The sequence below is a fragment of the Scytonema sp. NUACC21 genome (assembly GCF_054684315.1).
Window position 1 is genome coordinate 1 of the sequence record NZ_BAAFZH010000080.1, and the last position, 11,869, is coordinate 11,869.

12 protein-coding genes are annotated in these 11,869 nt (G+C 41.7%); 4 read left to right on the top strand and 8 right to left on the bottom strand.

Features of this window, described 5'->3' with window-relative positions; all coding sequences use genetic code 11:
• Positions 1 to 2: 2 nt before the first annotated feature.
• Genes ACYRY3_RS17690 through ACYRY3_RS17700 form a run of 3 tightly spaced genes read right to left on the bottom strand, consistent with a single transcriptional unit; the run spans position 3 to position 2,423 of the window.
• Entirely contained in the window at positions 3 to 482 is a 480-nt protein-coding gene (locus ACYRY3_RS17690; RefSeq protein WP_460202931.1) for a TniQ family protein, read from the bottom strand.
• Positions 445 to 747, bottom strand: a complete 303-nt coding sequence (locus ACYRY3_RS17695; RefSeq protein ID WP_460202932.1) for a hypothetical protein — start codon at positions 745 to 747, stop codon at positions 445 to 447. Before ACYRY3_RS17695 ends, ACYRY3_RS17690 begins: the two co-directional genes overlap by 38 nt.
• Positions 748 to 767: 20 nt before the next feature.
• Complete coding sequence (locus ACYRY3_RS17700; protein ID WP_460202933.1) at positions 768 to 2,423, bottom strand: hypothetical protein; 1,656 nt, start codon at positions 2,421 to 2,423, stop codon at positions 768 to 770.
• Positions 2,424 to 2,730: 307 nt separating this feature from the next.
• Here ACYRY3_RS17700 and ACYRY3_RS17705 point away from each other — a divergent pair, with 307 nt between their 5' ends.
• Positions 2,731 to 2,916 carry a ribbon-helix-helix domain-containing protein gene (locus tag ACYRY3_RS17705; protein WP_460202934.1) on the top strand — a complete coding sequence of 62 codons (186 nt, stop codon included), beginning with the start codon at positions 2,731 to 2,733 and terminating at the stop codon, positions 2,914 to 2,916.
• 405 nt (positions 2,917 to 3,321) lie between these two features.
• Here ACYRY3_RS17705 and ACYRY3_RS17710 read toward each other — a convergent pair whose 3' ends face one another.
• The 3 genes from ACYRY3_RS17710 to ACYRY3_RS17720 all read right to left on the bottom strand — a co-directional run bounded on the left by ACYRY3_RS17710 (position 3,322) and on the right by ACYRY3_RS17720 (position 6,911).
• A complete protein-coding gene (locus ACYRY3_RS17710) occupies positions 3,322 to 3,777 on the bottom strand; it encodes an SGNH/GDSL hydrolase family protein (protein ID WP_460202935.1) in 456 nt (151 codons plus the stop codon).
• An 85-nt stretch (positions 3,778 to 3,862) separates the two neighbouring features.
• Positions 3,863 to 5,002, bottom strand: a complete 1,140-nt coding sequence (locus ACYRY3_RS17715; protein WP_460202936.1) for a 3-oxoacyl-ACP synthase III family protein — start codon at positions 5,000 to 5,002, stop codon at positions 3,863 to 3,865.
• A 13-nt stretch (positions 5,003 to 5,015) separates the two neighbouring features.
• Entirely contained in the window at positions 5,016 to 6,911 is a 1,896-nt protein-coding gene (locus ACYRY3_RS17720; RefSeq protein WP_460202937.1) for a ScyA-related TPP-binding enzyme, read from the bottom strand.
• 1,762 nt (positions 6,912 to 8,673) lie between these two features.
• Between ACYRY3_RS17720 and ACYRY3_RS17725 the strand changes: the two genes are divergently transcribed.
• The 3 genes from ACYRY3_RS17725 (at position 8,674) to ACYRY3_RS17735 (ending at position 10,355) form a co-directional block, all read left to right on the top strand.
• Positions 8,674 to 9,240 (top strand): hypothetical protein, encoded by a 567-nt coding sequence (locus ACYRY3_RS17725; RefSeq protein ID WP_460202938.1) that lies wholly within the window; start codon positions 8,674 to 8,676, stop codon positions 9,238 to 9,240.
• 225 nt (positions 9,241 to 9,465) lie between these two features.
• Positions 9,466 to 10,035, top strand: a complete 570-nt coding sequence (locus ACYRY3_RS17730) for a helix-turn-helix domain-containing protein (RefSeq protein ID WP_460202939.1) — start codon at positions 9,466 to 9,468, stop codon at positions 10,033 to 10,035.
• A 17-nt stretch (positions 10,036 to 10,052) separates the two neighbouring features.
• Positions 10,053 to 10,355 (top strand): hypothetical protein, encoded by a 303-nt coding sequence (locus tag ACYRY3_RS17735; protein WP_460202940.1) that lies wholly within the window; start codon positions 10,053 to 10,055, stop codon positions 10,353 to 10,355.
• 178 nt (positions 10,356 to 10,533) lie between these two features.
• Here ACYRY3_RS17735 and ACYRY3_RS17740 read toward each other — a convergent pair whose 3' ends face one another.
• Both ACYRY3_RS17740 and ACYRY3_RS17745 read right to left on the bottom strand, forming a co-directional pair.
• On the bottom strand, positions 10,534 to 11,643 hold the full coding sequence (locus ACYRY3_RS17740) for an RNA-guided endonuclease InsQ/TnpB family protein (protein WP_460202941.1): 1,110 nt from the start codon (positions 11,641 to 11,643) through the stop codon (positions 10,534 to 10,536).
• A complete protein-coding gene (locus ACYRY3_RS17745) occupies positions 11,634 to 11,771 on the bottom strand; it encodes a hypothetical protein (protein WP_460202942.1) in 138 nt (45 codons plus the stop codon). Before ACYRY3_RS17745 ends, ACYRY3_RS17740 begins: the two co-directional genes overlap by 10 nt.
• Between the last annotated feature and the right edge of the window lie 98 nt (positions 11,772 to 11,869).

An 11,869-nucleotide genomic window follows, 5' to 3' on the forward strand; every position in this document is an offset into this window, starting at 1 on the left:
ACTTAATATTGAACGCTTAGCACCCCTTGCACGTAGTTGTGGTTTTGACATTCAAATTTCCAGGTGCAAGATGTGAGTAAATAAACATGAGTTATTAATTCGTGCCAATGCATCATAGTTAAAAAAGTTAAATCAGTACGCTCTGTGAGAAATTCTAAAGATTCTATTAGTTTAGATGTATACCAACCACTAAAATTAAGTAATTTGATATGAGAAGAATTTTTGAAAGTTCTACCAATAATCCCTTTATCCGATGTACGTAAATCATCATGGCCCCAAAAATTCGGATAAATTTTATGTTTAATTAATTTTTCTGGAGTCACACAATGAACTTCAGCTAAACGGATGAGATAACTTGTTAAGCTTTCACAGTCAATAGTTCCAACACCAATCGGCTCTAAGTAATATAAAATACTACGTTTTGTTAGCTCCGGGGTGTGCAAATCATAATGGGGATATAAGGTGAATTTGTCCTGATGCATTTTCTGTCCCTATTGAATCTCGTGTAGGGTTACGAATTCCCACTGAGTTCTTCCGTTTTTTTGGCTGAATGACTTGAGATTTTGAATCAGAATTTGAACTGTAATTTTGTTTGGATATAGATGGACAATGTAAACCTAAGTCTTGATATAGCTCTTCAATTTTTCCTTCAATTGAAGCATATCTAGCTTCTCCTTCTTTAATATGTTTGAGAATATTTCGACATTGACTAACTGATAAAGCTCTTTTTTCTAAATGCTTAAGCATCACAGTAGAAGCATTTTCGTTTAAGGCCTCTGCCAGAGCATTTCTAGACCAATTTTTGAGGATACCAACACATCCCAAACTCCGGGAATATAAATATTCCCAATGTGATAAAAAGTCTGGGGGTTCTCTTGTTGGTATTGGTCATAACTGATATAAATTGCTAAAATTCTTCTCGTAAATGCATCCATTAACAAACTTAACCAAGGTTTTCCTAAAACTTTTCCTGTTTGGGAACATCTCAGTTCGATATCTAGTTCAGTATGGTCAATGTGAGCAATGTGAAAGGGAAAATCACCATGTCGAGGTGTAGATAATTCTAATTCCCAATAAAAGGCTTCTATTTCATATGCAGCACGAGTTCCCGAACGCTTTTCTACTGTTGTATATTTTGGACGTTTTTTAATTTCGGCTATGAAGGTTTTATAACTAGGAATTTGGTCATCGCTCATCCCAGATTTGTGACAACTGCTTACAAATGAAGCATAAACAGCTTGTTTGGTTTTTTGCTTTTTATTCTCATATTCTTCAGTAATAAATTTCTCTAAAGTTTCGAGAACGTGTTGAGGTAGCTTTCGATTCCGATTCCCTTTATGATGATTTAAGGATATTAATCCCAGATAGCCATAACCGTACTTCTCTTCTGCTTGCTGATAATTACGAATCCAACGTCTTAATGACCGTTCTTTTGGTTTACCAGTTATACTTGATTGCTCGTCCAAGTAAGGTTTTAATAGGCTGAAACGACGATTAGCGTTAATTAAATCATCGGTGGAAGCTTGCTTTAATATTTCCAGGGCTTTTTCAGAAATAAGTGATTGATTTTTTAGGGGATTTATAGTAACTTTCCCGGCTTTTACTAAAGCGGAAAACTCAGAGATTTTGAACTCTATAGTTTCAAACTCTTTGGCACTCAGTAAAAGATAATCTTGACCAACTAAAATAATATTTAAACAAACCCCATCATAAAATACTGACGTACCAGGTATTAATTCGATTACTGATGAGGTCATAATTTTATCAGATTTTTCTGTACAGATAATTGCATTGAAAGAATCCTCTATCACACGAGATTTAACAACTCGACATTTCTCAGCTTCTACTAGAACGTGTGATGTTAAATCTGTATAGATTTCTTCTGTTGCTACTAAACTATAAATGTTATCTGCCTCTACGCCTTTGTAGTTTAATAACTCAGCTATAGAAATTCCTGGGTGTGCTTCTACCAATGAAGTAACTATGTTGTATTGTTCTTGAAATCTTAGTGACAAATCACTTTTATAGTAATCCTCTAAAAATTCTAAATTCCGCTGCAATATCCAATTAATTTTGGCACTAGACCACAGTTGAAAGTCAAAGCCAAACTGCTTGGCATATTCTAAACCGGGCGGTGATTGCCACTTATTATCACTACTACGTTGATAACGATGAGGACTTTTTTGTGCTAATTTTTCTAATTCGTTTTCTGTTTTACACTCTACCCATCCCGCTCCTAAAGAACTAATCACAAAAAAGTCTGGAGTAATTATTACACCTAGATTTCGCCCTGATGCTGAAACATACTGAATTTTAAAAGGAGGTGGTTGGTCGTAATATTCTAAAACATCTTCTGTATGTTCCAACTGATATATAAAAGGAAGTTCTACTTTGTGAGATTCAAATTGAATTGTTACTCCCATCTTACGGCTCGGATAACGCCCCGACACGTTTTTACATCGACTTCCTACGCTACGGGATGGCAAAGTATTACGAATCCTTTCAATCTCCATCACAGCTGAATCCGTCAGCCTTTGACTTATGCACCATCGGTTAAATTCCTCTTGTGTCATCATGGTTGCACCTACCCTCAGCGCTCCACAACAAGTTATCGCGCTTTACTATCTTGTATATCTCTACAGTGATGTAAATTAGATGTAAATTATCTAAATTTAACATGACTGATAAACTGGTAGAGGTCTTAATTCGTATATACTGGTAGCATTTAAGGTGAGCAAAAGAATTAACGTTACTTTACCGGATAGCGTCTTAGAGGATTTAGAAGTATGGGCTGCATATCAAGGTCGCCCTACGGCTAATCTTGCTGCTTTTTTGATTGAAATGTCTATCAAATTAGCCAAGGACAACGGTGAATTTCCCCAAAAGTCCTCAGTTACAACTCGTAAGTCACAGTAGAAAATCAGACCTGGGCGTTGTGTGAAAGTTATTTGGTTCTTTTTGATAATCTTTTCTTAACCTTCCACTATACAACGCAACTAGTTTACGATTGTAAATTCGAGTCAACAATACTTGAAGAGCAGCTTCATTGGAATGCTGAAAAGTTTGATATATCTCTCTTAGGCTGTCAGCCAGAACTCCCGAAACAATCTTCAACTGAAGTATTCAACCTCAAAAAATATTCTGACTCACAGCAACTTTTATGCTTCCACAAAGTGGATTTGGACAAATTATGCTTCCTTATTAGGAATTGGCACGCAAATCACTTACGTATTAATCAGGGTTTCAGACACTGAAATCCGAGCTTATACTTCCAGACCCTGACAACTTTTGGGTCTGGTTATACTAGCCCATGTTATTGCACTAACCGATAGCTATTCGTGTTTTCGTAGCAATACTGCACCTAAAGCACCAAACGTCAATCTCGCTAGAATTAGGAACGCCACCAGAAAAGTAATCGAGGTAATCATTAGTACCAGCCCACAGGATATAGAGGGCGTTCGGCTCTGCAGACTTATTAGCTGCCGTAAAGGAATTGAGTTCCTGCTGTAATCTCGGTAAACCAGCTTGACCGATGTTATCGAAACCTGTGGTAGCACCACCGACAGCGAAGTTGGTGCGAGGATTGAAGGTTAATCCCAGATCAAGTGCAAGATATTCCACCCAAACTGGACCATTGGAGAAACGTCCATTAAAGTAGGTTGGACTTGGGGGAATGGTTCCTGCCGTGCTATTGAAAACATTACCAGTATCGGAGAAGCTGTCGCCAAAAACAGAAATCTCGTCATAGTTCTGTGCTGTAACCTTATGCGGAAACATCAAAGACAACAAGAAAAATGAGGTCCCTAAAATTTGTTTTTGCACCGTCAATTACTGGGTATAGTTTAAATGTTAGTAGATATTCTTAACAAGAAACGAGGCTCCTGTTTGCGGAACTTTTCACTGGCTCCTCAGGTTTGTTGAGGGGAGCATAAGCTAGCGCCACGTTGCCCCAACGCATTACACTTGCAGAGGCAGCACCAGCAGCACCAAAGCCATAGATAAGAACTAAGTCATTTTCGCGAATCTTGCCCAACTGTGCAGCGTAGTACAGATTGACCACAGTGAGTACCGGTCCAATGTTTGCATACTGAGGATATAGGTTGATTGTGCGCTCTGGATCAATGCCCAATACGCGGGTGCAGAAGCTTGCGAACCAAGCCGTGGCTGTATTGAAAACAAAAAAGTCGATTTGCTCGAAGCTAACACCAGCAGCGGCGATAGCACCCTCACAGCACGTACGAAGAAGCCCCACAGCCGTTTCACGAGTTACCTTGTTCGCTTCCTTGCATAGCTTCATGCGTACTTGCGGATTCCCTAGCGCGTCCAGAGTTAGTTTAGGAAAAACCACGTCACACAACGCACCGGCATGAATGGTCTTTGTGCCGAGGATTCCCTGGTTCGTTTCGAGCGAACTGACAACAATTGCTCCAGCACCGTCACTCATAAACCACGACATAGTATCGTCCTCGTCGAAATACCGAGAATACGTGCATGAGATAACCACCAGCACATTGCGGTACTCTCCTGCTCGTACCAGGGCACAGGCAGTTTGAAGCGCGACCGGGGTACTTCCGCACGTTGCATCAAGATTCCATGCCGCACCTTGCAGACCTAGTTTACGGGCAAGGAACGCGGCATCGCCAAGTCCGATTTTTTCAGACCATACCGAGGCGACGAGCATGAGATCAACATCGTCAGGAGAAAGTTTTGCCGCATCAAGGGCGTCCTTTGCTGCACGATACTCAAGCGTCAGCGAGGACTCGCCAGGTCCAAGCACCCACCGTTCGACAGTGCCGCGAAAGGGGTCCTTAAGATAAGGCCCCATCTCCAAGTCAAACTCATTACTAGGGGTGGAGCCAGGAAGCGAAAACAGCCTTGCCAAACTTTTTTGCTCAGATTGAGCAACCAGACCGGGGTATTTTTCTCTGTAGTAATCATTCGTACGTCTGATGCTCGGAAAGCTCAATGCAAGCGAGCGAATACCTACTGGCTGATACACCATGAAAAATTTCCTCTCAGCAATTTGTAGTACTCTGCGAAATTAGATTGTCAATATGACTTTTAATTGGTGCAGGTCGGGTCGGGTCGATTATCACATCAACAACAAATGGAACTGGAGAGACCATTGCTTTCTCCAGCGCTGCTTGAATGTCTGACTCCCTTTCAACGCGGATGCCGTCTGCTCCCATCCCACAAGCAATCTTGACGAAATCCGCCTGCGGAATGTCTACGTCCACACCTTTAAGCCCTAGCAGAGCCATTCCTTGGTCGCACATATTATAACGCCCGTCGTTGAGTACAATCCAAACGGCAGAAATGTTATATCTCACAGCAGTGCTCACTTCATTGTTCATAAGCATGGCACCATCGCCAACAATAGCAACTGCCTTACCGTTGTATGCCAACGCGGCACCTACAACACCCGTGACGAAATGGCCCATAGACGCAAACCTGGTGGTGACTCGGAAACGACTTGGTTTGGCAAATCGCAATAGGTGAATTCCCCAAGCCATCGAGTTTCCCCCCTCAGCCATCACTACCGCATCGCTCCCCTCGACTATTAGCCGTTGCATTACATTCATAAGTACTTCGGGTCGCACCGGACCATCCGCACGTGGGTTCATTGCTACACGGTAGGATCGAGGCAAAGACTGGATTTTTGACCGACTTTGACGCTTCGGGAAATGCTTCAACAGCGCCTTCACAAACATTCCCACGTCGGACTGGATGGCGATCGTCTCAGCAGATAAATACGCAGTTCCTGGGACTTCTGGATCGATATCGATATGCACGAACCCTCGTGAGGGAACCATCGTAGGACTCCAGAAAGAAGTCCACTCACTAAGACGTGTTCCCAACACCAGCACGCGCAAAGGACGGTGTTCCTGCATATACTTTAGAACTGACGTATGTCCGGCAAAGCCTGTGATCCCCACAAATTGAGGATGGTCTTCGGGAAAAATTCCTTTACCACGTGGCGAACACATCACCGCAGCCCCCGTTCTCTCAGCAAGCGGGCGAATTTCTGCTGCTGCATCCCGCGCACCAAAGCCAACCCAAATGGCAAATGGTCCTTCTGATAACAACCGCGCACATTCTGCAATCGTTTTCTCACTCGCGGCGGCGGGAGCAACAGAGAGATTCACTCGTGCCAAAGATGTCTTGACTGAACTTGTTTGGATGTTGGTAGGAACACTCAAGTGTGCTACAAAACCACCAGATCGGGCTAAGCCAAGCGCAAGCCGTCGATAGACCACTGGAAGTTCATCGCTACATTCGAGAGTGGAGGCGTAATTGAACAGTGGTTCGGATGTAAAAATTCCGGCATTGGGCATGGTGTAAGCGCTGGTTTCTTGAAATGCCCACCGTCCGCGTTGTGATGTTGAGGTGGAAGCTGACAGGAAAATTACCTTTGCACCCTCCCAACGTGCAGCGAATAATCCGGTCAGTGCATTCGTGATCCCTGGTCCGGTTGTAGTAAACACCACGACGGGACGACCACTTGCAAAGTAAGCCTCTGTAGCTGCAAAAGCTGCTCCCGCTTCATGGCGAAAGTGAAGCACTTGGATTGAGCTGTGTTGCAGTGCGTGCCACATAGGAGCGATCGCACCCCCAGAAACACCAAACGCATATTGCACTCCCATGTCTTCTAACATCTTAACGATCGCCTCCGCTACAGAGACAGGTGCAACTTGCTCTTTTGTTTTAAGAGACGCAATGTCTAATTGTGGTTTTAGTCCAACATCAGCAACAGGTAAGACGGTCAAAGATGATTTAGATGGCGAAAAAATCTGAGACCCATATTGATAGTTAAAGAGCACAGTCTGAACTGGCTTAAATTTACTACAAGTATCTAGCTGTAAATAGTCAGCCTTACTCATGTTGTTAGTAGAAAAGGATTCAGCACTCATAATGGCAAAACAGATACATATGGGTTGACAAGTGGCTCTACTTGTAAAATAGGTTTAGGGAATTTAACAAAAGGCTTTCCCCTTCATGCGCTACACAAATGGCAAACAAAGTGTTTTGCACTACTCTCTTGTACATTCACTACATACAGTGAAAATGGGAAACTACATAGTGCTTACTTGTGATAAATCTGATTCAAGACGCAATGCTAAATGGCTCTAGACGAAGTGTTTTTCTGTTTGGAACTCTTGAACTCCTGTTTGCTACCTTATATACAGCCCAAAAAAAACCTTTACATTGCATCGGCTGGCATAGTATAGCAAGGATTGAAAACTCCCCCAACTGCTGCGTCTTTCTGATAGTGTAAATAAAACTAAACTGTCTTTTGAGTGCAGTGGTAGTCGTAGAACCATTACAAGAGTTGTGTTTATCAGCTATGTGTCACAGCAATGTAGAAGAATTGGAAATTTGACTGCATTGCTTGTCTCATATCTTGCACTTATCCGTACAAACCCAGACAACGTACAAAGAACCGCGATAAGGCTACCTTCTTTTTACGGCTTTTATCGCTAAATCAAGGTATTCAGCTTTATATTGAGTGATTAAAGAACATCAATTTCTCTTGATGCAGAATGTGAGTTGTGAGTCTCGTCATATCCCCTCGTCAATCTATTAGCTTGCCCTTAAGTTTGCTCACTTTACACGACCTTAGCAACTCAATATACGCAATTTAAGGAATCCAAATAAGCTCTTAAGAAAAATTTTAATTTTTTAGCCTGAAATTATTTATGTAAATATCGCTTGAAAAGACGGCGAATCATATGTTTCAGAGTTTTGGACACGGGAAACAAGATATACGCGTTTTCTGCCTAACAAACTTTTCTAACTTTAAGAAATCTCTTATAGTGCATCTCACTGTCGCTTAACTACATTGCAGCACTACTTGAAAGTTTCAAACTACTAGCGAAAATTGTAATTTCATCATACCATAGATAGAAAGCAAATGTAAAATAGTAATATTCCAATAGTTAGGAAGTATCATCCTAAAGTCAGACCGTGTCCGGCTAAAATTTATGATTTTCTTGCTGTAGCTTCGTTAAGACGAGCAAAAGCGTCGCCTAGCTGTGCAAGTTGTCGCACGTTAATTGGAACTAAAAATAAATTCCACCTAATCTCTTAATTTTTTAGTTCCTGGAAGGCTCGTCAGTTGCGGTTTTGGGTAATATTACTAAAATTTTGCTTAAGTTTTCTTTCTTAAGTCATCTATAATTACTGGATAAAGTTTCTTTTAGTGTCGAAAATCAGACTTATCAACCTAAGAAAAACATCCGCTCTCTGGGTTCCACAATTAACGCTGTGCTCATTCCCCAAAACACAGCCCAGGAACCTTTCCTACCTAACTTTTGCCTTTCAGAGTTTTCCTTAGGATTGAAAATCTTTAATTGGATACTTCCATCTTAGGCATAAGCATGAGTACCACAACCGTAAAACCTATCTCCTTAGTGACTCTACGAGTCCTACACAGTATATCATTGTACCTTTTGACAACCCCTTTTGGGTATAGATTTTATAACCAAGACAATTTTGACTTATTCTTTTGAACTCTACTCTAAAAAAGAAAGTTAACTTGGTCATTTGCTATTTCTTCCCTCTCCATCTCTTAAACTTTTGTAGATAAAATGCGTCGCTTTTAGGAACTCGATCTAAATAGACTAATGCTACTTTAGTATTTGAGTTTTACTTATATTTCGGTAAAACCTTAAGATGACAAAGCGAACGAGCTACTACAGCGACCTATCTGCAGATTATTCAATACCAGAACGAGTTTCTAATGAACTGGCAGTAAAACTGCTAAGAGATGGAGAAACATACATCTCCCGTAGGGAATATATCTTACCAGAAATAACACCAGACTATAACTTATCACAAATAGAACAGGAAAACAAAGAATGGTGGCCAACCCACTGCGAAGCAGTACGACAAGGACGGGCAGATATCTTAACAGGTGAGTACACCAATAATCTTGTCTATTTCTGTGCTGATGGACCTTTTTATGAAAAAGCTACAGCGATGAATAGAGAAATTCATTGGTTGGCAATTCTCTCTCAACCAGATGTCACGACAGTTTGGCCTATTGTTATGTTCAATGATGAGTTTGTCTACTGCGAGTTGAATTGTGCCGACAATGACACAAAGGAAATCATTGTCAGAGGCAACGCAACTTTTGTGCGACGCGGACATCGAGGAGGATGCTACTTCAAATCCGAGCAACTTAGCTTTTTTCGTGATGTTTATGCCTCTGAGAATCTGTTGCATTGGCTTAGACGTTAACAGCAAATTTGGTGATTTCTCAACTGCAAGTGTTTAAGGAAAGATTGCCCTACTACAACTATCACTTATATATATGATGCCTAAATCCATGACTAGACGCTTTTTCTAAAAAATAAGGATTAGCTACAATTCGCCCACTTAAGTCTTTTTTGGATTTGTTTCTAGTTCAAGTGCATCTGGTAAAAGAACTACAGGCTGTTTCATTTAATTAAGGAGAGTGAACAGATGAATTACTTACTTAATCACACCCAACCCCAAGACCCCAACATTGACTCACTCTTTAACACTACGGGATTGACAATAGGACTTCAAAAGTGGTTTCTTCATTCCCAACCTCTGCTGCTCAAGGTCTTCCATTTTATCGAGGAAAATTACCAAAATTCAATTAGCCTTCGGGAAGTAGCTAAGGCAGTGGATCGCTCCCCATCTTACCTCACGGATCTGGTACGGCAAGAAACCGGTAAAACTGTGTTGATGTGGATTACTGAGCGCCGTATGGCAGAAGCACGCCGCTTACTCCTTAAAACTAGCCAAAAAATCGAGCAGATTGCTGAAGCTGTGGGCTATGTCAATAGACGCCATTTCAGTCGCCTGTTTTCTAAGTTACATGGGACGACGCCGCAATCGTGGCGCGAAACATACCGAGGCTGCAGTGCTTCTGTTTCGCCGATAGAAGAAATATCAACCCACCTCATCAACCAAAGAACTAAAACTATGACTGCCACAGAAACTGAAAGGCTACAAGTCTGCTTGCAAGAAATCGCTACAATTCTTTACAACCAGGCTGCCTCTTGACGCTCTGCAATCGCGTTTTGAAAAACTGGCGTGTGGCGAAAAGGGCGGAGAGTCGAGAGAGGTTGCAGCAAGTGTTGAACGCTTTCATTGCTGAACTGGTTGCTGACTCTGGTGAATTTACATCATTGTCTACAGATTTGTCTACACCCAATGGTACTGCTGCCCCACTGGTGGATGAGGCAGTTAGAAAACAAAAAGAAGGACATAACCAAGATGACTACTATGCCGAACTAAAGCAAATTACCGCTCGCTGTGGTTATCGCCTCTCTATCACTCCCTTGGTACGGGGAGAAACGTGTTCCACATTTACCGTTACATAAGGCTTACCCAAAGTTACCCAAGGTTAGACATTCTTCGTCATCAGCCTAACCGAACCTTGATGCTCATTTCCTGCTTCACTCTGGTGGTGTCGGCACCCTCCCTTACGGGTTCGCCAGTTCCCTACGGAGGGAAACCCTCCTTCAGGACTGGACTTACCAGTCCACAGGCTCACTCCACCTAACTGGCGGTGACGGACGAATAGTTTTCCAGGTTGATAGCGGCATTCAGGTCTCGGTTAATGCTAAAACCGCATTCACAATTAAAAGTTCTGACTTTTAATGAAAGTTTTTCTTTAACTGTTCCGCAATTAGAGCAAGTTTTAGAGCTAGGAAACCACCTGTCAGCAATGACAAGTTTAGTTCCGTAGAACTCGCACTTATAGGTTAATTGTCTGCGAAACTCAAAAAATCCCATGTCAGCAACGGAAGCGGCTAGCTTGTGATTAGCCATCATACCAGATACATTCAAGTCTTCAATAACTACTACGCCGTGGTTTTTAGCTAGTAGTGCAGTCAACTTATGCAACGTATCTTTCCGAATATTGGCGATCTTTGTGTGCAGCCTAGCTATTTGTCGCTGAGCTTTTTTCCAGTTAGCAGATCCTATTACTTTATGACGGTTTAACCATTGAAGCCTGGATAGCTTAGCTTTAAACCTTTTGTAAGATTTAGCTCCTTCAACAATTTCTCCAGTGGACAAAGTTGCTAAATTTAAGACGCCTAAATCTACGCCTACAACGGGGAAAAACCAAGTATCCTCATGTTCAACTTTTGGTGCTGAAGGGTCAAACCTAAATGATATAAGCCATTTGTTTGCTTCACGGCTAATAGTCACCGATTTCACTTGGACTTGTGGTAAGCGTTCATAGGTTCTCAATACGCCTATCTTAGGTACTTGAATTTTGTTGTTTCCAAGGATTTTCACCGCTCCTTCTAAAGTGAATGAGTCACGCTTGCCCTTTTTCTTGAATCTAGGAGCACTTTTTTTCTTCTCAAAGCAATGCTTCCAAGCCAAGCGTAAAGCTCTCAAAGCGAATTGTGGCGCGGATTTAGAGCACTCGTAATACCAAGGGCATTCAGGCTTTACTAGCGCGACTAACCATTTATGCAAGTCGATAGCAGTAGGAAACTTTATTTTGTCATTAGGGTGGCGAGCGTTGTGAGCGAGGATTTGCTTGGTTAAGTCTAAACCCCAATTCCAAGCGTGACGCGCTACACCACAATGTTTTAGTAGCTCTGTACGCTGTTGGTTGTTTAATTTCAATTCTGTTTTAAATCCTAAGAGCATGGCAATTCTTTAATCCATTCTCTAAACGCTTGAGACATATTCCAACCTTGAAACTCAGCATAAGCCTGGAGTTTTTCAAACTCTTGCTGTGTTAACAAAACCTTGAACCATTTCTCTCTATTTGGCATGAATTCGTGTCACTCTATGGTTAGAAAATACCCAATATTTACCCATATAGTAAGTGGGTAAATTACTGCATAAACCGAACAAGTTACCCAATTTTGGG